The 21570-nt window shown below is 64.4% G+C and carries 29 protein-coding genes and 1 tRNA gene; 21 read left to right on the top strand and 9 right to left on the bottom strand.

Annotation, left to right across the window (positions count from 1 at the left end; genetic code table 11):
* Window positions 1-2: 2 nt before the first annotated feature.
* The gene (locus tag ACCC97_RS06315; protein ID WP_413331880.1) at window positions 3-473 is read left to right on the top strand and encodes a MaoC/PaaZ C-terminal domain-containing protein; all 471 of its coding nucleotides are present in this window, start codon (window positions 3-5) and stop codon (window positions 471-473) included.
* A gap of 2 nt (window positions 474-475) precedes the next feature.
* On the opposite strand, the gene proC is transcribed toward ACCC97_RS06315, so the two are convergent.
* Together proC and ACCC97_RS06305 are read right to left on the bottom strand one after the other, a co-directional pair.
* Window positions 476-1333 carry a pyrroline-5-carboxylate reductase gene (proC, locus tag ACCC97_RS06310; protein WP_413331879.1) on the bottom strand — a complete coding sequence of 286 codons (858 nt, stop codon included), beginning with the start codon at window positions 1331-1333 and terminating at the stop codon, window positions 476-478.
* The gene (locus tag ACCC97_RS06305; RefSeq protein ID WP_009124799.1) at window positions 1330-2481 is read right to left on the bottom strand and encodes an esterase-like activity of phytase family protein; all 1152 of its coding nucleotides are present in this window, start codon (window positions 2479-2481) and stop codon (window positions 1330-1332) included. The genes proC and ACCC97_RS06305 overlap by 4 nt, the downstream gene beginning before the upstream one ends.
* Window positions 2482-2708: 227 nt before the next feature.
* Between ACCC97_RS06305 and rplN the strand changes: the two genes are divergently transcribed.
* From rplN to ACCC97_RS06215, 18 genes are all read left to right on the top strand, one after another.
* Window positions 2709-3077 carry a 50S ribosomal protein L14 gene (gene rplN, locus ACCC97_RS06300; RefSeq protein WP_009124801.1) on the top strand — a complete coding sequence of 123 codons (369 nt, stop codon included), beginning with the start codon at window positions 2709-2711 and terminating at the stop codon, window positions 3075-3077.
* A gap of 13 nt (window positions 3078-3090) precedes the next feature.
* On the top strand, window positions 3091-3423 hold the full coding sequence (gene rplX / locus ACCC97_RS06295; protein ID WP_009124803.1) for a 50S ribosomal protein L24: 333 nt from the start codon (window positions 3091-3093) through the stop codon (window positions 3421-3423).
* 11 nt (window positions 3424-3434) lie between these two features.
* Window positions 3435-3974 carry a 50S ribosomal protein L5 gene (gene rplE, locus ACCC97_RS06290; protein WP_009124804.1) on the top strand — a complete coding sequence of 180 codons (540 nt, stop codon included), beginning with the start codon at window positions 3435-3437 and terminating at the stop codon, window positions 3972-3974.
* An 8-nt stretch (window positions 3975-3982) separates the two neighbouring features.
* Window positions 3983-4288 carry a 30S ribosomal protein S14 gene (rpsN, locus tag ACCC97_RS06285; RefSeq protein ID WP_009124806.1) on the top strand — a complete coding sequence of 102 codons (306 nt, stop codon included), beginning with the start codon at window positions 3983-3985 and terminating at the stop codon, window positions 4286-4288.
* 20 nt (window positions 4289-4308) lie between these two features.
* The gene (gene rpsH / locus ACCC97_RS06280) at window positions 4309-4704 is read left to right on the top strand and encodes a 30S ribosomal protein S8 (protein WP_009124808.1); all 396 of its coding nucleotides are present in this window, start codon (window positions 4309-4311) and stop codon (window positions 4702-4704) included.
* Window positions 4705-4728: 24 nt separating this feature from the next.
* On the top strand, window positions 4729-5262 hold the full coding sequence (gene rplF, locus ACCC97_RS06275; RefSeq protein ID WP_009124809.1) for a 50S ribosomal protein L6: 534 nt from the start codon (window positions 4729-4731) through the stop codon (window positions 5260-5262).
* Window positions 5263-5276: 14 nt separating this feature from the next.
* The gene (gene rplR, locus ACCC97_RS06270) at window positions 5277-5642 is read left to right on the top strand and encodes a 50S ribosomal protein L18 (protein ID WP_042672913.1); all 366 of its coding nucleotides are present in this window, start codon (window positions 5277-5279) and stop codon (window positions 5640-5642) included.
* 18 nt (window positions 5643-5660) lie between these two features.
* The gene (gene rpsE, locus ACCC97_RS06265) at window positions 5661-6179 is read left to right on the top strand and encodes a 30S ribosomal protein S5 (protein WP_009124813.1); all 519 of its coding nucleotides are present in this window, start codon (window positions 5661-5663) and stop codon (window positions 6177-6179) included.
* 35 nt (window positions 6180-6214) lie between these two features.
* Window positions 6215-6400, top strand: a complete 186-nt coding sequence (rpmD, locus tag ACCC97_RS06260; RefSeq protein WP_009124818.1) for a 50S ribosomal protein L30 — start codon at window positions 6215-6217, stop codon at window positions 6398-6400.
* Window positions 6401-6411: 11 nt separating this feature from the next.
* Complete coding sequence (gene rplO / locus ACCC97_RS06255; protein WP_009124820.1) at window positions 6412-6843, top strand: 50S ribosomal protein L15; 432 nt, start codon at window positions 6412-6414, stop codon at window positions 6841-6843.
* 27 nt (window positions 6844-6870) lie between these two features.
* The gene (secY, locus tag ACCC97_RS06250) at window positions 6871-8184 is read left to right on the top strand and encodes a preprotein translocase subunit SecY (RefSeq protein ID WP_009124822.1); all 1314 of its coding nucleotides are present in this window, start codon (window positions 6871-6873) and stop codon (window positions 8182-8184) included.
* Between the two features lie 64 nt (window positions 8185-8248).
* Window positions 8249-8362 carry a 50S ribosomal protein L36 gene (gene rpmJ, locus ACCC97_RS06245; protein ID WP_013544106.1) on the top strand — a complete coding sequence of 38 codons (114 nt, stop codon included), beginning with the start codon at window positions 8249-8251 and terminating at the stop codon, window positions 8360-8362.
* A 23-nt stretch (window positions 8363-8385) separates the two neighbouring features.
* On the top strand, window positions 8386-8751 hold the full coding sequence (gene rpsM / locus ACCC97_RS06240; RefSeq protein ID WP_013544105.1) for a 30S ribosomal protein S13: 366 nt from the start codon (window positions 8386-8388) through the stop codon (window positions 8749-8751).
* Window positions 8752-8763: 12 nt separating this feature from the next.
* Window positions 8764-9168 carry a 30S ribosomal protein S11 gene (gene rpsK / locus ACCC97_RS06235; RefSeq protein WP_009124825.1) on the top strand — a complete coding sequence of 135 codons (405 nt, stop codon included), beginning with the start codon at window positions 8764-8766 and terminating at the stop codon, window positions 9166-9168.
* 130 nt (window positions 9169-9298) lie between these two features.
* A complete protein-coding gene (gene rpsD, locus ACCC97_RS06230) occupies window positions 9299-9922 on the top strand; it encodes a 30S ribosomal protein S4 (RefSeq protein ID WP_009124826.1) in 624 nt (207 codons plus the stop codon).
* A gap of 142 nt (window positions 9923-10064) precedes the next feature.
* A complete protein-coding gene (locus ACCC97_RS06225) occupies window positions 10065-11054 on the top strand; it encodes a DNA-directed RNA polymerase subunit alpha (RefSeq protein ID WP_009124827.1) in 990 nt (329 codons plus the stop codon).
* 91 nt (window positions 11055-11145) lie between these two features.
* Window positions 11146-11544 (top strand): 50S ribosomal protein L17, encoded by a 399-nt coding sequence (gene rplQ / locus ACCC97_RS06220; RefSeq protein ID WP_009124828.1) that lies wholly within the window; start codon window positions 11146-11148, stop codon window positions 11542-11544.
* Window positions 11545-11562: 18 nt separating this feature from the next.
* Window positions 11563-11639, top strand: a tRNA-Met gene (locus tag ACCC97_RS06215).
* A 108-nt stretch (window positions 11640-11747) separates the two neighbouring features.
* On the opposite strand, the gene ACCC97_RS06210 is transcribed toward ACCC97_RS06215, so the two are convergent.
* Genes ACCC97_RS06210 through ACCC97_RS06185 form a run of 6 tightly spaced genes read right to left on the bottom strand, consistent with a single transcriptional unit; the run spans window position 11748 to window position 18679 of the window.
* Window positions 11748-12146, bottom strand: a complete 399-nt coding sequence (locus ACCC97_RS06210) for a RidA family protein (RefSeq protein ID WP_009124829.1) — start codon at window positions 12144-12146, stop codon at window positions 11748-11750.
* Window positions 12143-13765: an AMP-binding protein gene (locus ACCC97_RS06205; RefSeq protein ID WP_009124830.1), complete on the bottom strand. Its 1623-nt coding sequence runs from the start codon at window positions 13763-13765 to the stop codon at window positions 12143-12145. Before ACCC97_RS06205 ends, ACCC97_RS06210 begins: the two co-directional genes overlap by 4 nt.
* A gap of 5 nt (window positions 13766-13770) precedes the next feature.
* Window positions 13771-14964, bottom strand: coding sequence for an acyl-CoA dehydrogenase family protein (locus tag ACCC97_RS06200; RefSeq protein WP_009124831.1), 1194 nt, complete (start codon window positions 14962-14964; stop codon window positions 13771-13773).
* A 4-nt stretch (window positions 14965-14968) separates the two neighbouring features.
* Window positions 14969-15823: an enoyl-CoA hydratase family protein gene (locus ACCC97_RS06195; RefSeq protein ID WP_009124832.1), complete on the bottom strand. Its 855-nt coding sequence runs from the start codon at window positions 15821-15823 to the stop codon at window positions 14969-14971.
* Window positions 15820-16302, bottom strand: a complete 483-nt coding sequence (locus ACCC97_RS06190; protein ID WP_009124835.1) for a MarR family winged helix-turn-helix transcriptional regulator — start codon at window positions 16300-16302, stop codon at window positions 15820-15822. Before ACCC97_RS06190 ends, ACCC97_RS06195 begins: the two co-directional genes overlap by 4 nt.
* Before the next feature lies 1 nt (window position 16303).
* A complete protein-coding gene (locus tag ACCC97_RS06185; RefSeq protein WP_009124837.1) occupies window positions 16304-18679 on the bottom strand; it encodes a bifunctional salicylyl-CoA 5-hydroxylase/oxidoreductase in 2376 nt (791 codons plus the stop codon).
* Window positions 18680-18810: 131 nt separating this feature from the next.
* Between ACCC97_RS06185 and ACCC97_RS06180 the strand changes: the two genes are divergently transcribed.
* Both ACCC97_RS06180 and ACCC97_RS06175 read left to right on the top strand, forming a co-directional pair.
* The gene (locus tag ACCC97_RS06180) at window positions 18811-20079 is read left to right on the top strand and encodes a class I SAM-dependent methyltransferase (RefSeq protein ID WP_413315510.1); all 1269 of its coding nucleotides are present in this window, start codon (window positions 18811-18813) and stop codon (window positions 20077-20079) included.
* Between the two features lie 11 nt (window positions 20080-20090).
* Complete coding sequence (locus ACCC97_RS06175) at window positions 20091-20414, top strand: DUF1840 domain-containing protein (protein WP_413331878.1); 324 nt, start codon at window positions 20091-20093, stop codon at window positions 20412-20414.
* 119 nt (window positions 20415-20533) lie between these two features.
* Here ACCC97_RS06175 and ACCC97_RS06170 read toward each other — a convergent pair whose 3' ends face one another.
* Window positions 20534-21562, bottom strand: coding sequence for a Bug family tripartite tricarboxylate transporter substrate binding protein (locus ACCC97_RS06170; protein ID WP_413315511.1), 1029 nt, complete (start codon window positions 21560-21562; stop codon window positions 20534-20536).
* Between the last annotated feature and the right edge of the window lie 8 nt (window positions 21563-21570).

Genomic DNA, 21570 nt, shown 5'->3' with positions numbered 1-21570 from the left:
GCATGCTGGAACAGTTGAAGCGAAAGATCGGCCAGGAGGGCTTCTCCGGATGGCACTTCATCACGCAGGAGATGGTCCAGCGCTATTCGGAGCTGTCGGGCGACGGCGAAGGCGAGTGGATCCATCTCGATCCCGAGCGCGCGGCGCGCGAGGCGGACTACGGCGGCACCATCGTGCAGGGCTTCTTCCAGGTCTCGCACCTGGTCCGGCTGACCGGTGAGGCCATGCGCACGCTGCTGCCCTTCGATTCGAACTACGCGCTGAACTACGGCTTCGACCGCCTGCGCTTCGTGCGGCCGATGCCGGTGGGCGCGCGCTTCCGGGCGCGCGTGCGCATCGTGGACGTGACGCCCAAGCCCGGCGACAGCTTCATGGTGAAGGAGGAGGTGCTGCTCGAACTGGAAGACGGCACCGTCACGCTGGCCGCCGAGTGGCTGTTCTTCCTCGGGCCCGGCGCGCTGCCGCCGGCCTGAAATCAGCCGCGGCCGAATTCCTCGCCCAGTTCGGCGGCGCGCTTCTGCGCGGCGCGGATCGCGGTCTTGAACTGCGCCTTCACGTCGGCCTGCTGCAGCGAGGTGATGGCCGCGTACGTGGTGCCACCCTTGGAGGTCACGCGCTCGCGCAGCACCGACGGCGGTTCGGTTGCGCTGTGCGCCAGCGCCGAGGCGCCGGTGAAGGTGCCGATGGCCAGCCGCTGGGCCTGCTCGGGCGTCAGGCCCATCTCGACGCCGGCTTCGGTCATCGCCTCGATGAAATAGAAGACGTACGCCGGGCCCGAGCCTGACATGGCGGTCACGGCGTCGAGTGCCGATTCGGCGTCGACCCAGATCAGCTCGCCGGTCGGCGCCAGCAGCTGCCCGACCAGCGAGCGGTCGGCCCCTTCGACGCCGGGTCGGGCGTACAGGCCCGTCATGCCTTTGCCCACGAGTGCCGGCGTGTTGGGCATGGCGCGCACCACGCGCTCCGTTCCGAGCCAGCGGGCGATGCTGTCGGACGGGATGCCCGCGGCCACGCTCAGGTGCAGCGCGTCTTCAGTGAAGCCGCGCACCCGACGGGCTGCTTCGGCAAAGGCCTGGGGCTTGACTGCCCACACCACCACCCCGCAGCGCGACAGCGCCCCGCCTGCGTCGGCCTTCGCGGCGATGCCGAAGGACTGGGCCAGCTTGGTGCGGGCCTCCTCGAAGGGCTCGACCACCTCGAACGCATCCGCCGGGGTGCCTTGCTGGATCAGGCCGCCAATGATGGCGCTGGCCATGTTGCCGCCTCCGATGAAGGCGACGGGGGGCAGCGGCGCGGGGCCGGTGCGGGGCAGGAAGGTCACGGCGATGGTCATGGTCGGTCGGCGTATTCGAAGGCGGCGAACTGGGTGATTTGAAGCGGATTGAAATTGTCGTCGCTCACGACGACCAGCATGCGCTTGCCATCGGGCAGGGGTGGTCCCCAGCACATGCCCTCGGTGTTGTCGAGGCGTGACAGGCCGAGCGCGGCGAAGTCGGCCACCAGGGTCTTGGCCGCCGGCCGGTGGTTGCCCGGCGCCAGTGCGTCGATGGCGAGCACATCGCTGGCGGCACGGGTGTCGATTTCATACAGGCGCAGCGAATTGCCGGCGCCGGTGGCGTAGGCGCGCTCCAGCACCAGCATGCGGTCCGCATCGAGCATCAGGATCTCGCTCACGCCGTTGTCGGCGTAGCTGCCGGGAATCAGCGGGCGCAGGGGGATGGCGTCGGGAACGTAGGCGATCTGGCGGTCGGCCTGGCCGGTTTCCAGATCGATCCGGGTGAAGCGGCAAGGCCCGCCTGGGGCGCCGGTGGTGGGCTCGGGGCCGTCCTGGATCAGGGCGTTTTCCATGCCGAGCCAGGCGAAGCGGCCATCGGGCGTGAGGGCCAGTCCTTCGAGCGTCAGGTTGTCGCGCGGGCCGCGGCGCTGGGCGGGGTCGGGCCTGAACATGGCCGGAAGGGAGAATTCACGCAGAAAGCGGCCGTCGCGAGCCGACTCGTACAGCGCCGGGCCGAAGCCGCGGGCGATGTCGCCCTCGCTGGTCCACAGCAAGGTGTTGGTTGCAGGCCGCAGCCGCAATGCCTCGGGGTCGGGAACCGGAAGTCCCTCGACCGCCCGGCGCCTGTTGGGCCAGGGGCCGCCGCCGGGGCGTTGCAGCTGCACCACGCCGAGGGGCTCGGGGCGCGCGGCCTGCGGCTGGGGCCATCGGGCGATGTAGTAGCGCACAGGCGCGAGGTCCGATCGATCATCGCTGATAAGCAGGTACTCACCTCGGATTGGGTCGTAGTCGATGCCCGAGAGGCCTCCGGCCACGGTGCCCTCTATATCGAAGCGGTGCGCCCAGCGGGCCTCCGCGATGCGCCGCAGCCGGCCGGGGTCCGGGTTCGGCGCGGCACTCTGGCAGCCGGCCAGGCCCAGCGCCAGCAGGCCGGCCGCGCCCGCCAGCACGCGCCGACGCTTCGGCTGGGGAAGGTAGGAATTCAAGGCGTCGCGCACCGCCTGGAGTCTAGTACCAGCGCGCGGTGATGTAATGGGGTTGTTGACATCGGCAGTAGTGCGTGCCACAATCGCTGGCTTCGCTTTCAAAAGGCGAAGCTTTCAGCCCAAAGCGGAAGTGCCTCGAGTGGTTCGAGGCATGGACGACGGGCCCAAGACTGACCGCGGTGCCTCCCTCCTGGATGCACATCGGTACAAGTTGGGAATATCAAGAAATGATCCAAACTGAATCCCGGCTCGAAGTGGCCGACAACACGGGCGCGAAATCCGTCCTGTGTATCAAGGTGCTCGGTGGCTCCAAGCGGCGTTATGCCAGCGTGGGCGACGTCATCAAGGTCAGCATCAAGGAAGCCGCTCCACGTGGTCGCGTCAAGAAGGGCGAGATCTACAGTGCAGTGGTGGTCCGTACCGCCAAGGGCATCCGTCGCGCCGACGGTTCGCTCGTCAAGTTCGACGGCAATGCCGCCGTGCTGCTCAACGCCAAGCTGGAGCCCATCGGCACCCGCATCTTCGGACCGGTCACGCGCGAACTGCGCACCGAGAAGTTCATGAAGATCGTGTCGCTGGCACCCGAAGTTCTGTAAGGACAACAACGCCATGAACAAGATTCGCAAAGGCGACCAGGTCATCGTGTTGGCCGGTCGTGACAAGGGCAAGCGGGGCGTCATCTCGCTGCGCAAGGATGACTCGCACGTCGTCATCGAAGGCCTGAACCTCGTCAAGAAGCACACCAAGCCGAACCCGCTCAAGGGTACGACCGGTGGCATCGTCGAGAAGTCCATGCCCATTCACCAATCCAACGTGGCGATCTTCAATGCCGCGACCGGCAAGGCCGATCGCGTGGGCATCAAGATCACCCAGGGTGCCGACGGCAAGCGCGTGGCTGTTCGCGTCTTCAAGTCGAGCGGCGACGAAATCAAGTTCGCCTAAGAGGTACTCACATGGCACGTCTCCAACAACACTATCGCGAAAAGATCGCGAAAGACCTGACGGAAAAGTTCGGCTACAAGTCGCCGATGCAGGTTCCGCGCCTCACCAAGATCACGCTCAACATGGGCGTGGGTGAAGCAGTCGCCGACAAGAAGGTTCTCGACAACGCTGTCGCCGACCTGACCAAGATCGCTGGCCAGAAGCCCGTGGTGACCAAGTCGAAGAAGGCCATTGCCGGCTTCAAGATTCGCGAAATGCAACCGATCGGCTGCATGGTCACGCTGCGCGGCGTTCAGATGTATGAATTCCTGGACCGTTTCGTGACCATCGCGCTGCCGCGCGTTCGTGACTTCCGCGGTATTTCGGGTCGTGCCTTCGACGGTCGTGGCAACTACAACATCGGCGTCAAGGAACAGATCATTTTCCCTGAGATCGAGTACGACAAGGTCGACGCCCTGCGCGGTCTCAATATCAGCATCACGACGACGGCCAAGACCGACGAAGAAGCCAAGGCTCTTCTTGCTGGTTTCCGTTTCCCGTTCAAGAACTGAGGCGAATCATGGCAAAACAATCCCTGATCCAGCGCGAACTCAAGCGCGACAAGCTGGTTGCCAAGTTCGCTGCGAAGCACGCGGAACTGAAGGCGATCTCCAACGACGTGAAGAAGACCGACGAAGAGCGCGCTGCTGCCCGCCTGGGCCTGCAGAAGCTCCCGCGCAACGCGAACCCCACGCGTCAGCGCAACCGTTGCGAAATCACTGGTCGCCCCCGTGGCACCTTCCGTCAATTCGGTCTGGCTCGCGCCAAGATCCGTGAACTGGCCTTCGCTGGCGACATCCCCGGTGTCACCAAGGCCAGCTGGTAAGCCAGGCAGGAGCAAACAACATGAGCATGAGTGATCCCATTGCCGACCTGCTGACGCGTATCCGTAACGCGCAGATGGTGGCGAAGCCCACCGTGTCGGTCCCGTCTTCCAAGGTGAAGGTCGCGATCGCACAAGTCCTGAAGGACGAAGGCTACATCGACGGCTTCCAGGTCAAGACCGAAGCCGGCAAGAGCGAACTTGAAATTGTTCTGAAGTACTACGCTGGCCGTCCGGTCATCGAGCGCATCGAGCGCGTGAGCCGCCCCGGCCTGCGCGTCTACAAGGCAAGCTCGTCCATTCCGCAAGTCCAGAACGGCCTCGGCGTTGCGATCGTCACGACCCCCCAGGGCGTGATGACCGACCGCAAGGCGCGCGCCACCGGTGTCGGCGGCGAAGTTCTGTGCTACGTCGCCTAACCGAGACATCGAGGAGTCACTGAAATGTCCCGAGTAGGAAAAATGCCGATCACCATCCCCGCTGGCGTGGATGTGTCGATCAAGGAAGACCAGATCAGCGTCAAGGGCACGGGCGGCACGCTCAACCTCGCGCGCAATGCACTGGTCAAGATCGTCAGCAATGACGGCAAGCTGAATTTCGAACCCGCCAACGAATCGCGTGAAGCGAATGCGATGAGCGGCACGATCCGCCAGCTGGTGAACAACATGGTGGTTGGCGTGACCAAGGGCTTCGAGAAGAAGCTCAACCTGGTCGGCGTCGGCTACAAGGCTGCAGCCTCCAACAACAAGTTGAACCTGCAAGTCGGTTACTCGCACCCGGTCAACATCGACATGCCTCAAGGCATCACGGTGGCCACCGCGACCCCGACCGAAATCGTGATCAAGGGTGCTGACCGTCAGCGCGTTGGTCAAATCGCCGCTGAGATCCGCGCTGTTCGTCCGCCTGAGCCTTACAAGGGCAAGGGCATCCGTTATTCGGACGAGAAGATCGTGATCAAAGAGACCAAGAAGAAGTAAGGGGCAGCAAAATGATGTTGACCAAAAAAGCACAGCGTCTTCGCCGCTCGCGCCAGACCCGCATCCGCATCGCGACGCAGGGCGTGGCCCGTCTGACGGTGAACCGCACCAACCTGCACATCTACGCCACCGTCATCTCCGACGACGGCACCAAGGTGATTGCAACCGCATCGACGGCCGAAGCCGAAGTGCGTACCTCGCTCGGCGGTTCGGGCAAGGGCGGCAATGCCGCTGCTGCGACCGCCGTCGGCAAGCGCATCGCTGAAAAGGCGAAGGCTGCCGGCGTCGAGAAGGTCGCCTTCGACCGCGCAGGTTTTGCGTACCACGGCCGCGTCAAGGCGCTGGCCGAGGCGGCTCGCGAAGCCGGTCTGCAGTTCTAACCGGACACGAGATTCAAAATGGCAAAGATTCAAGCAAGAACGCAGAACGAAGGCCCTGAAGACGGTTTGCGCGAGAAGATGATCGCGATCAACCGCGTCACCAAGGTGGTGAAGGGTGGTCGTATCCTCGGTTTCGCAGCACTCACCGTCGTGGGCGACGGCGACGGCCGCGTTGGCATGGGCAAGGGCAAGTCGAAGGAAGTGCCTGCTGCAGTGCAGAAGGCAATGGAAGAAGCCCGTCGCAACCTGTTCAAGGCTCCGATCAAGAACGGCACGCTGCATCACCGCGTGACGGGTCACCATGGCGCCGCTTCGGTCGTCATGATCCCCGCCCCGAAGGGTACTGGCATCATCGCCGGCGGCCCGATGCGCGCCGTGTTCGAAGTCATGGGCATCACCGACATCGTGGCCAAGAGCCATGGTTCGTCGAACCCCTACAACATGGTTCGCGCCACGCTCGACGGGTTGAAGAACTCGACGACCGCGTCCGATGTGGCTGCCAAGCGCGGCCTGACCGTCGAAGAAATCTTCGCCTGAGCGCAAGCTCTCGCAAGGCTGAAGGAAGCATTCAAATGACGACGCAACAACAAACCCTCAAGGTGCAACTGGTCAAGAGCCCGATTGGCACCAAGGAATCGCATCGCGCGACCGTGCGTGGCCTCGGCCTGCGCAAGCTCAACAGCGTGAGCGAGCTGCAGGACACCCCGGCGGTGCGCGGCATGATCAACAAGATCAGTTATCTGGTCAAGGTTCTGTAAGAGAGACTGATATGGAACTCAATGGCATCAAGCCGGCAGCCGGCGCCAAGCACGCGAAGCGTCGCGTCGGCCGCGGTATCGGCTCCGGCATCGGCAAGACCGCAGGCCGCGGTCACAAGGGTCAGAAGTCGCGCGCAGGCGGTTTCCACAAGGTCGGCTTCGAAGGCGGTCAAATGCCGCTGCAGCGTCGCCTGCCGAAGCGTGGCTTCAAGTCGCACCTGCTGAAGTTCAACGCCGAAGTCACACTGACTGCCCTCGAGCAGCTCGGTCTGGCTGAAGTGGATGTCCTGGCGCTGAAGCAAGCCGGCCTCGTGGGCCAGCTCGCCAAGGTCGTCAAGGTCGTCAAGACCGGTGAACTCACCAAGGCCGTCAAACTGACGGGCGTGGGCGCAACGGCTGGCGCCAAGGCTGCTATCGAAGCGGCCGGCGGCAGCATCGCCTGATCACCATCGGACTGAAAGAAGTTCTTCGTGGCAACTAACGCGGCAACGATCGCAAAAACAGGCAAGTTCGGCGACCTTCGTCGTCGGCTCGTCTTTTTGCTGCTCGCGCTCGTGGTCTATCGGATTGGCGCGCACATTCCTGTGCCGGGTATCAACCCGGACCAGCTGGCGGCGTTGTTCCAGGGCCAGCAGGGCGGCATTCTGAGCCTGTTCAACATGTTCTCGGGCGGTGCGCTGTCGCGCTTCACCGTGTTCGCGTTGGGGATCATGCCGTACATCTCGGCGTCGATCATCATGCAGCTGATGACCTACGTGCTTCCGACCTTCGAGCAATTGAAGAAGGAAGGCGAGGCCGGCCGCCGCAAGATCACGCAGTACACGCGCTACGGCGCGCTGGGTCTGGCACTGTTCCAGTCGTTCAGCATCGCAGTGGCCCTCGAGTCGTCGGCCGGTCTGGTCATCGCCCCCGGTTTCGGCTTCCGCCTGACCGCCATGGTGAGCCTGACGGCAGGTTCGATGTTCCTGATGTGGCTCGGCGAACAGATCACCGAGCGCGGCCTGGGCAACGGTATCTCGATCCTGATCTTTGCAGGTATCGCGGCCGGTTTGCCCAACGCCATCGGCGGCCTGGCTTCGCTGGTGACGACCGGTGCGATGAATCCGATCATTGCGCTCTTCATCATCGCTGTCGTGGTGCTGGTCACCTACTTCGTGGTGTTCGTGGAACGCGGCCAGCGCAAGATCCTCGTGAACTATGCGCGGCGCCAGGTTGGCAACAAGGTCTACGGCGGCCAATCGTCGCACCTGCCCTTGAAGCTGAACATGGCCGGTGTGATTCCGCCGATCTTCGCCTCGTCGATCATCCTGCTGCCCGCAACGGTGGTTGGCTGGTTCAGCACCGGTGAAGGCGGTTTCCGCTGGATCAAGGACGTTGCCGGCGCACTGCGTCCTGGCGAGCCAATCTACGTGCTGTTGTATGCTGCCGCGATCGTTTTCTTCTGCTTCTTCTACACGGCACTCGTGTTCAACAGCAAGGAAACGGCCGACAACCTGAAGAAGAGTGGTGCATTCATTCCTGGCATTCGCCCGGGTGACCAGACCGCTCGCTATATCGACAAGATTCTGGTTCGCCTGACGTTGGCCGGCGCGGTGTACATCACCTTCGTCTGCCTGCTGCCCGAGTTCCTGATCCTGAAGTACAACGTGCCGTTCTACTTCGGTGGTACCTCCCTGCTGATCATCGTGGTCGTCACGATGGACTTCATGGCCCAGGTGCAAAACTACATGATGTCCCAGCAGTACGAATCGCTGCTGAAGAAGGCGAACTTCAAGACATCGTAGGGCTGTGTTGCAGTATTGAGTCCGGGCGGTAGACCGCCACGTTAAACAGTTTTAGGAGAATGAAATGAGAGTTTCGGCTTCGGTCAAAACCATCTGCCGTAATTGCAAGGTCATCCGCCGTAAAGGTGTGGTGCGTGTGATTTGCACCGACCCGCGCCACAAGCAGCGCCAGGGTTGATTGAAGAGTATTAGAGGACGCACATGGCACGTATTGCTGGCATCAACATTCCGCCGCACAAGCACGCTGAAATCGGCCTGACCGCCATCTTCGGCATCGGTCGCACCCGCGCCCGTCAGATCTGCGAAGCGAGCGGCATCGAATATTCGAAGAAGATCAAGGATCTGACCGACGCCGATCTCGAGAAGATCCGCGACCAGATCGCTCTGTTCACCATCGAAGGCGATCTGCGTCGCGAGACGACGATGAACATCAAGCGTTTGATGGACATCGGCTGCTATCGCGGCTTCCGTCACCGTCGCGGCCTGCCGATGCGCGGCCAGCGCACGCGCACCAATGCCCGCACCCGCAAGGGTCCGCGCAAGGCAGCGCAGTCCCTGAAGAAATAAGGATAGACAAGCATGGCTAAAGCACCTGCAAACAACGCCGCACAGCGCGTTCGCAAGAAGGTTCGCAAGAACGTTGCGGACGGCATCGCCCACGTGCATGCCTCGTTCAACAACACCATCATCACGATCACCGATCGCCAGGGCAACGCCCTGTCGTGGGCTTCGTCGGGTGGCCAGGGCTTCAAGGGCTCGCGCAAGTCGACCCCGTTCGCTGCGCAGGTCGCTTCCGAAGTGGCCGGCCGTGCTGCTGTCGAACAAGGTATCAAGAACCTCGACGTCGAGATCAAGGGCCCGGGCCCCGGTCGCGAATCGTCGGTGCGCGCACTGGCTGCGCTCGGCATCCGGATCAATTCCATTGCCGACGTGACGCCCGTTCCGCACAACGGCTGCCGTCCCCAGAAGCGTCGCCGCATCTGATCGTCAGTCCGCAAGGCGCAGCCGGCTTTGAATAGCGGCTGCGCATTTGTTTTTTATCTAAGCCCACCGCCACTCGCGTTTCGCAAGTGGCTCCCGCAGGCTACTGCGGCAGATACACAAAGGAAGAATCGTGGCACGTTACCTCGGCCCCAAGGCCAAACTTTCCCGCCGTGAAGGCACCGACCTGTTCCTGAAGAGCGCCCGCCGTTCGATCCAGGACAAGGCCAAGTTCGACTCCAAGCCCGGCCAGCACGGTCGCACCTCGGGTCAGCGCACTTCCGACTACGGCCTGCAACTGCGTGAAAAGCAGAAGGTCAAGCGCATGTACGGCGTGCTCGAAAAGCAATTCCGCCGCTACTTCGAAGAAGCCGATCGTCGCCGTGGCAACACCGGCGCCAACCTGCTGTTCATCCTCGAATCGCGCCTGGACAACGTCGTCTACCGCATGGGCTTCGGCTCGACCCGCGCTGAAGCACGCCAGCTCGTGTCGCACAAGGCGATCACGGTGAACGGCCAGTCGGTCAACATCCCGTCGTACCTGGTCAAGACCGGTGACGTGATCGCCGTGCGCGACAAGTCCAAGAAGCAGAACCGCATTGTCGAAGCGCTGCAACTCGCCCAGCAAGTCGGTATCCCGGCTTGGGTCGATGTGAATGCCGACAAGGCCGAAGGCACGTTCAAGAAGGTGCCCGATCGCGACGAATTCGCAGCCGACATCAACGAATCGCTGATCGTCGAACTGTATTCGCGTTGATTTTTTCTACCCGCACCCGCCCTTCGGCGCGTGCGGGAGATTGTTATTGTTGTTCACGTTCCTGCTCCGCGCTTCGTCGCGGATCAGGTGCTTCACCAGCCTTACCGGTGTAACGAGCCGGGGGTATTGAGAGGAAGTCTGCATGCAAACCACCCTGCTGAAACCCAAGACCATCCAGGTCGAGCAACTTGCGGCCAACAAGGCCAAGGTGACGCTCGAGCCTTTCGAGCGCGGCTATGGCCACACGCTCGGCAACGCGCTGCGTCGCGTTCTGCTGTCGTCCATGGTGGGCTACTCGGCCACCGAAGTCACGATCGCCGGCGTTCTGCATGAGTACTCGTCGATCGACGGCGTGCAGGAAGATGTCGTCAACATCCTGCTGAATCTCAAGGGCGTGGTGTTCAAGCTCCACAACCGCGACGAAGTCACGCTGAGCCTGCGCAAGGACGGCGAAGGTCCGGTCCTGGCATCGGACATCCAGACCCCGCACGACGTCGAGATCATCAACCCCGACCACGTGATCGCGCACCTGTCGCAAGGCGGCAAGCTCGACATGCAGATCAAGGTTGAAAAGGGTCGCGGCTACGTGCCCGGCACGATGCGCCGCTACGCCGACGAGCCGACCAAGTCGATCGGTCGCATCGTCCTGGACGCCTCGTTCTCGCCGGTCAAGCGCGTGAGCTACACGGTCGAAAGCGCCCGTGTCGAACAGCGTACCGACCTGGACAAGCTGCTGGTCGAAATCGAGACCAACGGTGCGATCACCGCCGAAGATGCCGTGCGCGCTTCGGCTAAAATCCTGGTCGAACAGCTCGCCGTGTTTGCGCAGCTCGAAGGCGGCGAACTCGCTGCATTCGATGCACCCGCACCGCGCAGCGCACAGCAATTCGATCCGATCCTGCTGCGCCCTGTCGACGAACTCGAACTGACGGTGCGTTCGGCCAACTGCCTGAAGGCCGAAAACATCTACTACATCGGTGATCTGATCCAGCGCACCGAAAACGAGCTGCTCAAGACCCCGAACCTGGGTCGCAAGTCGCTCAACGAAATCAAGGAAGTGCTCGCCTCGCGCGGCCTGACCTTGGGCATGAAGCTCGAAAGCTGGCCGCCGGCCGGTCTCGACAAGCGTTGATTTGAATTTTTGAATTTGGCCCCTGAAAGGGCCAGTGCACCGGGCAGTACCTGACACGGCTGCCTGTTTTTATAAAGTAAAGGAAAGCACCATGCGTCACGGACACGGACTCCGCAAACTCAACCGCACCAGCTCGCACCGCCTCGCGATGCTGCAGAACATGATGAATTCGCTCATCGAGCACGAAGTCATCAAGACCACGGTCCCCAAGGCCAAGGAACTGCGCCGCGTCATCGAACCGATGATCACGCTCGCCAAGAAGCCCACGCTCGCCAACAAGCGCCTGGCCTTCGACCGCCTGCGCAGCCGCGACAGCGTCGTCAAGCTCTTCGGCGAACTCGGCCCGCGTTTCGCAGCGCGTCCGGGCGGCTACACCCGCATCCTGAAGATGGGTTTCCGCGTGGGCGACAATGCCCCGATGGCGCTCGTCGAACTGGTCGACCGTGCTGAAATTAAAGAAGAAGCAGCCGAGCAAAGCGCTGCAGAATAAGTTATAATTCCATCTTGCCGCGCGATGGAGCAGCCTGGTAGCTCGTTGGGCTCATAACCCAAAGGTCGCAAGTTCAAATCTTGCTCGCGCAACCAATTTAAAAGGCCCTTTGAATTTCAAAGGGCCTTTTTTCTTTTGTCGGTGAATTAAAAAATGCCCTCTCGAAGAGGGCATTTTTATTTCCGCCGGCCATTGCCGCCCAATCAGTCGGGAATGACTGCCGTGACTTCGATTTCCACCTTCGCGCGGTGCTCGACCAGCGCCGCCACCTGCACGCAGGTCATGGCCGGGAAGTTGCGGCCCATGGCATCGCGATAGACGGGGCCGAGCTCGGAGAGCCGGCGGCTGTATTCGTCGCGGTCCGTCACGTACCAGGTCATGCGCACCATGTGCTCGGGGCCCGCGCCGCCTGCGCGCAACACCTCGGCAATGTTGCGCAGTGCCTGGCCGCATTGCTCGATGAAGTCGTCCGACTCGAACTGCTGTTGTGCGTTCCAGCCGATCTGGCCGCCGACGAACAGCATCGTGCCGCGTGCAGCGACACCGTTTGCATAGCCCTTGGGAGGCAGCCAGCCTTCAGGCTGCAGGAGTTTGTTGATCATGGTGTGGTGTTGAGTTGTCTCAGTTTGAATCGCTGGAGCTTGCCGGTTTCGGTGCGCGGCAACACCGCGACGAACTCGATCTCCCGCGGGTATTTGAACGGTGCGATCGTCGCTTTCACATGGTCCTGCAGCGCCTTCACGAGGGCCGCATCGCCTTCGTGCCCTGGCTTGAGCACGCAGAATGCCTTCACGATCATGCCGCGGTCGGCGTCGGGCTTGCCGATCACGCCGCACTCGGCGACCGCCGGGTGCTTCAGCAGCGCGTCTTCGACCTCCGGCCCGCCGACGTTGTAGCCGGCTGTGATGATCATGTCGTCCGCGCGCGCCTGGTAGAAGAAATAGCCGTCGTCGTCCTGCACGAAGGAATCGCCCGGGTAGTTCCAGCCGTTCTTCACGTAGTCGGCCTGGCGCGGATCGTCGAGATAGCGGCAGCCCACCGGGCCTTGCAGCGCAAGCTTGCCAACCGTGCCGCGCGGCACTTCGTTGCCTTCGTCGTCCACCACCTTGGCGGTGAAGCCGGGAACCACCTTGCCCACCGCGCCGCGGCGTACGTCGCCGCCCGCGGCGGAGATGTAGATGTGGAACACCTCGGTGCCGCCGATGCCGTCGAGCATCTCGATGCCGGTGGCTTCTTTCCACAGCTGGCGTGTGGCGTCGGGCAGCGCCTCGCCCGCACTCACGCTGATGCGCAGGCTGGGCATGCCGTGCTGCTTCACGAAGGGCGCCATCTGGCGATAGAAGGTCGGCGCCGTGTAGCAGATCGTCGCGCCCACCTCGTTGATGAGCTTCACCAGCCCTTCTGGTGTGAACGGCGCGTCGGCAAAGTACACCGAAGCGCCGGCCCACATCGGGAACACGAGCAGCCCGCCGAGCCCGAAGGTGAAAGCCAGCGGCGGCGAGCCGATCACGATGTCGTCGCTGCGCGCGCGCAACACGTGGCGCGGCCAGGTCTCGCACATTGCGAGCACGTCGCGGTGCGTGGTGACGGGCGCCTTGGGCTTGCCCGTGGTGCCCGAGGTGAAGGCCAGCAGCGCGACGTCGTCGGAAGCCGTGGGGCAGGCCGTGAACACGCCGCTCTTCTTCGCCGCGCGCGCGGAGAGCGAGTCCGGCGCTTCGGGCCTGTTGAATGCGATCACGGTGGCCAGCACGGGGTGCTCGCGCTGTGCGATCGCGAGTTCGTCGAGCAGGCGGCCATCGCACAGCGCAGCAACGGGCTGCGCCTTCTCGATGATGTCGCCCAGCTCCTTTGCGCGCAGCAGCGGCATCGTCGCCACCGCGATCAGTCCGGCCTTCACCACCGCGAGCCACGACAGAGCCATGGCCACCGAGTTGCCGCCGCGCAGCAGCACGCGATTTCCCGGCACGAGTCCGAGATCCTCGGTCAGCACCTGCGCAATGCGGTTGACTTCGATGGCGGCCTGCGCGTACGTCAGCGTGCCCTGCGGTGAACGCAGCATCGGGTTGTCGCCGAAGCCCTTCGACGCGGCCTTGTCGAGCAGTTCCTCGACCAGGTTCAGCTGGTCGGGCAACTGCAGCTCGGGCAGGTCGTAGCGAAAGACGGGCAGCTGCTCGGCGGGCGGCAGGCGGTCGTGAACGAAGCGGTCGACTTGGGCAGACACGGTGTTTATCCCCGCAGAACGGATTTGCCAATGATCAGTTGTTGAACCTCCGTCGCGCCTTCGTAGATGCGCAGCGAGCGGATGTCGCGGTAGAGGCTCTCAATCTTCGTGCCAACCTTCACGCCGAGGCCGCCATGCATCTGCAGTGCCATGTCGATCACGCGGCTGGCGTTCTCGGTGGCGCACATCTTGGCCATCGCGGCAGCGGCTGACACATCGCCGACCGCAGGCGCGCCGCGCTGCTCGGCGTCATCGCGCATCCATGCGGCGCGGTAGGTGAGCAGCGCCGCGCTGTCGATCAGCGCGGCCATCTCGCCAAGCTTGGCCTGCGTGAGCTGGAAGTCGGCGAGCGTCTGGCCGAACATGCGGCGGTTCTTCGAATGCGAGATGGCTTCGGCCAGTGCGCGGCGACCCATGCCGAGCGCTGCCGCCGCCACCGAGGCGCGGAAGATGTCGAGCGTGCGCATCGCGAGCTTGAAGCCGCCATTGAGTTCGCCGAGCTGCGCCGTGCGCGGCACGATGCAGTTCTCGAAACGCAGCGTGGCGAGCGGATGCGGTGCCATCACGTCGATGTGCGCGGAGGTGTCGAGGCCGGGCGTCGTCGCGTCGACGATGAAGGCCGTGATGCCGCGCGTGCCGCCCGTGGGATCGGTCTTCGCGAACACGCAGTAGAAATCGGCGATGCCGCCGTTGCTGATCCAGGTTTTCTCGCCGTTCAGGCGCCAGCCGTCGGCGGTCGTTTCGGCGCGCATGGCCATTGCACCCACGTCGGAGCCTGCCTCGGGTTCGCTGAGCGCGAAGGCCGCGATCTTGCTGCCCTTCGCCACGGCAGTCAGGTAGCTTGCATGCTGTTCTGGCGTGCCAGCGAGCGTGATCGCACCGCTGCCGAGACCCTGCATGGCGAAGGCGAAGTCGGCGAGCGGCGAATGGAAGGCCAGCGTCTCGCGCAGCAGCACGAGTGCGCGCGAGTCGAGGCGCTCGAGCGCACCGCCAGCGCTGCCGGGCACGGCATAGCGCAGCCAGCCGCCGTCGCCGAGCCGCTTCACCCAGTCCCGGCACGCCGCGCGGTCGTCGCGCTCGTCCACCTCCTGCGCGGCGGCCCAGGGCAGCAGGCCATCGGCCAATGCGCGATGTGCATCGTCGAAGAATGGCAGCGCGAGGTGCGCGGTCGATGGCGGTGCAGGTGCTTTGGTCATCATCGCGTCAATCTCCACCGAACACGGGTTTGCGCTTGGCCGCAAAGGCCTCGTACGCCCGCTTGAAATCTTCGGTCTGCATGCAGATCGCTTGCGCCTGCGCCTCGGCCTCGATGGCCTGGTCGATGGTCATGGACCATTCCTGCGACAGCATGGTCTTGGTCATGCCATGCGCGAAGGTCGGACCTTCCGCCAGGTCGCGCGCCACCTTGATGGCGGCTTCGAGCAACGCATCGCTTTCGTGCAGGGCGTTGAAGAAGCCCCAGGCATGGCCTTCCTGCGCGGTCATGGCGCGGCCGGTGAACAGCAGTTCCGACGCACGGCCCTGGCCGATCACGCGCGGCAGCAGTGCACACGCGCCCATGTCCGCGCCGGCCAGGCCCACGCGCGTGAACAGGAATGCGGTGCGCGTGGCGGGCGAGCCGTAGCGCAGGTCGCAGGCCAGCGCGATCATCGCGCCGGCACCGGCGCACACGCCGTCGATGGCGCCGACGATCGGTTGGGGGCAGGCGCGGATCGCCTTGACCAGGTCGCCCGTCATGCGCGTGAACTCCAGCAGCTCGGGCATGCGCATGCCGGTCAGCGGGCCGATGATCTCGTGCACGTCGCCGCCCGAGCAGAAGTTGCCGCCCGCACCGGTCACGACGATGACCTTCACGTCGGTGGCGTAGGCCAGTGCGCGGAACAGGTCACGCAGTTCGGCGTACGAGTCGAAGGTCAGCGGGTTCTTGCGCTCGGGCCGGTTCAGCGTGATGGTGCCGACACCGGCTTCAAAACTCCACGCGAAGTGCTCGGCCTTGTAGGCCGCCTTCGCCTCGAATTGCGCGCGCATGGGGTTGCCTGCGCCGATGTAGTGCTTCATTCGGTCTCCGCCATCAATAGTTGGTTGTGTGAGTGTTGCTTGACCTTGCCGAGCAGCTTGTGGAGCTGCGCGATCTCCTTGCCGCTGAGGCCCGCAAAGGCCTCGACGATCCAGTCTTCATGCTGCTGCGCCATCTCGTTGAAGAGCTTGCGCCCGCGCGCGGTGAGCCGCACGCGCCACGCGCGCCGGTCGCCTTCGACGTTGATTCGTTCGACCAGTCCTTCGGCCACGAGCTGGTCGGTGATGCCGGTCACGTTGCCGCCCGTCACCATCATGCGGCGCGAGAGCTCGTTCATCTTCAGCCCGTCGGGCGAGCGCTCGAGCTGCGACATCAGGTCGAAGCGCGGCAGCGTGGTGGCGAACTGGGAGCGCAGTTCGTTGCGCACCTGCTTCTCGATGAGCTGGGTGCAGGTCAGGAGCCGCAGCCAGAGGCGCAGGGCCTCGGGGTGTTCGCTGTGGGCGCGGGCTTCGAGGTCCATGTCAGTGCGTCTCCTCGTTGTTCTGTGCCGTCACTGCAGCCGCGGCCATCTGCTGCTGCTTCGCGATCTCGCGGTACATCTGGTCGCGGCCGCTCAGGTATTGCTTGGGCCAATCGACGTCGCGGCTCTGCAGCTTTGCGGCCTCGTGCAGCGTCCATGCGGGGTCGGCGAGGTGCGGGCGGGCCACGGCGCAGAGATCGGCGCGGCCGGCGGCAATGATGCTGTTGGCCTGGTCGGCGTCGGTGATGGCGCCCACGGCGATGGTCGAGATGCCGACCTCGTTGCGGATGCGGTCCGAGAACGGCGTCTGGTACATGCGCCCGTACACCGGCTTCGCGGCGCGCGTGGTCTGGCCCGACGACACGTCGATGAAATCGGCGCCGGCTTCCTTGAAAAGACGTGCGACCACGATCGCATCGGCATCGGTGTTGCCGCCGGGCGCCCAGTCGTGCGCGGAGATGCGCACGCTCATCGGCTTGTCGGCGGGCCACACCGCGCGCATGGCGCGGAACACTTCGAGCGGGTAGCGGCAGCGCGCCTCGATGTCGCCGCCGTATTCGTCGGTGCGCAGGTTGGTGAGCGGGCTGATGAAGGCCGACAGCAGGTAGCCGTGCGCGCAGTGCAGCTCGAGCCAGTCGAAGCCGCATTCGGCGGCGCGGCGGGTGGAGGCTACGAATTGCTCGCGCAGCGTGTCCATCTCGGAGCGGGTGATCGCTGCGGGCAACTGGTTCTGCTCGCCGTAAGGCACGGCACTTGCGCCGAGCACCGGCCAGTTGCCGCTTTCGAGCGGTTCGTCGGTGCCTTCCCAGCCCACGCGGGTCGAGCCCTTGGGGCCGCTGTGGCCGAGCTGCATGGCGATCTTCGCGCTCGACTGCGTGTGCACGAAATCGACGATGCGCTTGAAGGCGGCCTGCTGCGCGTCGTTGTACAGGCCCGTGCATGCCGGCGTGATGCGGCCTTCGGGCGTCGGGCTCGTCATTTCGACGAACACCATCGCGGCGCCGCCGAGCGCACGTGCGCCCAGGTGGACCAGCAGGAAGTCTTGCGGCACACCGTCGACCGCGCTGTAGGTGGCCATCGGCGACACGAGGATGCGGTTCTTCAGCGTGAGCCCGCGCACCTTGTAGGGCATGAGCATCGGCGCCATCGCCTTGCCGCCTGCGAGCCACTGCTCGTAGCCGCCGAGCCACTGCGTGTCGCGCACGCGCAGGTTCTCGTGGCTGATGCGCTGCGAGCGGGTGAGCAGCGAGTAGGCGAACTGCTCGATCTGCATGCCCGTGTAGCGCGGCACGTTCTCAAACCACTCGGTGGAGTTGCGCGCGGCGTTCTGGATCTTCAGCACCTCGACGCTGCGGCGCGCCTCGTAGCCTTCGAGCACATGGTCGACCGTGCCGCCCTGCGCGAACTCGTTGGCCAGGTCGATCGCGTCTTCCAGCGCGAGCTTGGTGCCCGAGCCGATCGAGAAATGCGCCGTGTGCGCGGCGTCGCCCATCAGCACGACGGGCACCGAGCGGCCTTCGACGTCGATGCGGTGCGTCCAGCGCTCGCACACCACGCGCGGAAAGCGGATCCAGTTGGCCGAGCCGCGCAGGTGCGTGGCGTTGCTGATGAGCGGGTGGCCGCCCAGGTACTTGGCGAACAGCTTCTCGCAGAAGGCGATGGCCTCGGGCTGCTCCATCTGGTCGAGACCGTGGGCCTTCCACACGGCCTCGGGCGTCTCGACGATGAAGGTCGAGGTCTTGTCGTCGAACTGGTAGGCATGCGCCTGAAACCAGCCGTGCTCGGTCTGCTCGAAGGCGAAGGTGAAGGCGTCGAAGGTCTGGTGCGTGCCCAGCCACACGAAGCGGCAGTTGCGCAGGTCGATGTCGGGCTTGAACACGTCGGCATAGCGCTGGCGGATGCGGCTGTTGAGGCCGTCGCTGGCAATCACGAGGTCGGCCTTGTACTGCGCGGCGATCGCCTGGTCGTCGGTGGCGTCGGTCTCGAACACCAGCTCGACGCCCAGTGCCAGGCAGCGCTCCTGCAGGATGTTCAGCAGCCGCTTGCGGCCGATGCCGCAGAAGCCGTGGCCGCCCGAGCGCACCTGGCGGCCCTTGAAGAAGACCTGGATGTCGTCCCAGTGGTGGAACTCGTTGCCGATCAGCGCCGCGGTTGGCGCATCGGCCGCGTGCAGGTTGCCCAGCGTCTGGTCGCTCAGCACCACGCCCCAGCCGAAGGTGTCGAAGGGGCGGTTGCGTTCCACCACCGTGATTTGCAGCGCGGGGTTGCGCGCCTTCATCAACAGGGCGAAGTACAGGCCCGCCGGCCCGCCGCCGATGCACAGGATGCGTTGGAGGTCCGAGGCGGGAGCGGGTTTGACCGGGCTTAGGCTGTTCATGGTTCAATAGTTTAGACATAAACAATCTGCTGTCAATGGCGATTCGTAACGGCCGTCCGGCGCGCGGGTCGCGGCTTCGGCCGACAAGGGCAGTCATGCAAAAACTTTGAAAAATCAATACCATGGGCTCCATGCAAAACTTGATACCCAAGATCGAGTCGCAGCTGGCTTCGCTGCCTGTCCCCATCGCGCTGGAACTGCCCGATGGCCGGCGTGTTGCCCAGGCGGGAGCCCGCGTCACGCTGGCCTTCAAGGAGTGGGCCGTGCTCGCCAAGCTGGCAGCGCGGCAGGTGGGCGCCATCGGTGAGGCGTATGTCGAGGGCAAGGTGCAGATCGAGGGGGCCATGCGCGACCTGATCGACGCCACGGTCGGCATGCTGCCCGGCAACCCGGCCGAAACCGACACAGGCTGGTGGAGCCGCCTTCAGCACATGGCCAAGTCGCACGGCTCGCATTCGCTGCGCAAGGATGCGGCCCAGATCGAGTTCCACTATGACGTGTCCGACGACTTCTACGCGCTGTGGCTCGACGCGCGCCGGGTCTATTCATGTGCGTACTTCCGTACGCCCGATCTCACGCTGGCGCAGGCGCAGGAAGCCAAGCTCGACCACATCTGCCGCAAGCTCATGCTGCAGCCGGGCGAGCGCTATCTCGACATCGGCTCGGGCTGGGGCGCGTTACTGCTGTGGGCGGCCGAGCATTACGGCGTGGACGCTACCGGCATCACGCTGTCGAAGAACCAGCACGCGTACGTGCAGCGCCTGATCGAGGAAAAGGGCCTGCAAGGCCGCGTGCGCGTCGAACTGCGCGACTACCGCGAGCTGTCGGTCGGCCAGCCTTTCGACAAGATTTCCTCGGTCGGCATGTTCGAGCACGTGGGCGCGGCCAACATGCCGACCTACTTCCGCAAGATCCATTCGCTGCTGAGGCCGGGTGGGCTGGTGATGAACCACGGCATCACCTCGGGCGAACTCAACTACCGCCAGCTCGGCGCCGGCATGGGCGACTTCATCGAGAAGTACATCTTCCCGGGCGGCGAACTGCTGCACGTGACGCACGTGTTGCGCGAGACGGCCGCGGCCGGCCTGGAGATGGTCGATACCGAGAGCCTGCGCCCGCACTATGCGCGCACGCTCTGGGCCTGGTCGGACGCGCTGGAGGCGCAGCTCGACGCCGCGCGCGAAGTGCTGCGGCGCAGCGGCGGCCGCCAGAGCGACAACGCCGAGCGCATCCTGCGGGCCTATCGTCTCTACCTCGCAGGCTCGGCCATGAGTTTCGAGCAGGGCTGGATCTCGCTGCACCAGATGCTGTCCACCAAGCCAGACGGCAAGGTCGAACACGGCGTTCTGCGCGGCGCGCAATCGGTGTACCCTTTTGCCCGTGACTACATCTACAAGTGAGTGAGAACACCATGCTCTATCGATTCCAGTCCCGAGCCTCTCCCGACTTCGTGATGCTCGAAGTGCATGCCCGGCAGTTGTTCGACATCGTCGGCAAGGCGATTGCGCCGCAAGGCATCATCACGGTCGAGCAGATCCCGGGCGCCATTGCGGCCCTCGAAGCTGCGCTGGCGCGCGAGGCCGCCAACGCACACAACAACGACGACTACGCCGTCGAAGGCCACGCCAGCGAGGCCGAGAAGCAGCATGTCGGGCTGCACCAGCGTGCGATCCCGCTGCTGCACATGCTCAAGGATTCGCTGGCCGAGAAAAAAGACGTGACTTGGAAGACCTGATCGACCAGATCGAACGGCTCCAGTCGCGAAACGCCGCGGAACCGGCTTTGCCGGGCCGCAGGCGTTGCTCCCTGCAAGGGGGTTGGCGCCAGCGACACGAAGTGCGCGAAGCCTGGGGGTCAGTCAACTTTCGCGCCGGAGTCCTTGACCACCTTGGCCCACTTCACGTGCTCGCTCGCAATGAGCTTCGTAAAGTCGGCGGGCGAATTGCCGCTCGGGATCGCGCCCTGCGCGAGCATCTTTTCCTTGATGGCCGGCGTGCCCAGCGACCTGGCCACTTCCTGCTGGATGCGGTTCACGATCTCCGGTGAGGTTCCGGCCGGGGCCAGCAGCCCGAACCACGAGCTTGCCTCGTAGCCCTTGAGCGACGGGCCTCCCGCTTCAGCCACCGTCGGAATGTCCGGCAGCGCGGGCGAACGCTGCGCGCTCGTCACGGCCAGCGCGGTGAGCTTGCCGGCCTTGATCTGTGCCATCGACGAGGGCAGGTTGTCGAACATGACGTCGGCGTTGCCGCCCACCATGTCCAGCAGCGCCGGGCCCGAGCCCTTGTACGGGATGTGGGCCATGAACGTGCCGGTCATGCTCTTGAACAGTTCGCCGGCGAGATGGATCGACGTGCCGCTGCCGCTCGACGCCATGTTGAGCTTGCCCGGGTTGGCCTTGGCGTACTTGATGAAGTCCTGCACATTGCGGATGTTCAGCGTCTTCGCCTTGTCGGCATTCATCTCCATCACATTCGGCACGGCGGCCACCAGCGTGATCGGCGCGAAGTCCTTGATCGGGTCGAAGGGCAGCTTGGGGTACAGCGCGCGGTTGATGCCGTGCGTGCCCACCGTGCCCATCAGCAGCGTGTAGCCGTCGTTCGGCGCGCGGGCCACAAGCTCGGCGCCCACGTTGCCGCCCGCGCCCGCGCGGTTGTCCACGATGAACTGCTGGCCGAAGGCCTTCGACAGCTCGGGCGCGACGGCGCGCGCCAGGATGTCGGTGGTGCCGCCGGCCGCGAAGGGCACGACGATGCGCACGGGCTTGGTCGGCCAGGTGCCTTGGGCCCACGAAGGAGCGGCCATCAGCGTGAGGGCGGTGGCGACGGAAGCGGCCAGCGCGGCGCGGCGATGGGTCCGGAAGGAAGAGCAGAAGAAAGAAGTCATGCGCGCGT

The sequence above is a fragment of the Variovorax sp. Varisp85 genome (assembly GCF_047304045.1).
GTDB lineage: Bacteria > Pseudomonadota > Gammaproteobacteria > Burkholderiales > Burkholderiaceae_C > Variovorax.
This window is presented reverse-complemented; position numbering and strand designations above follow the sequence as displayed.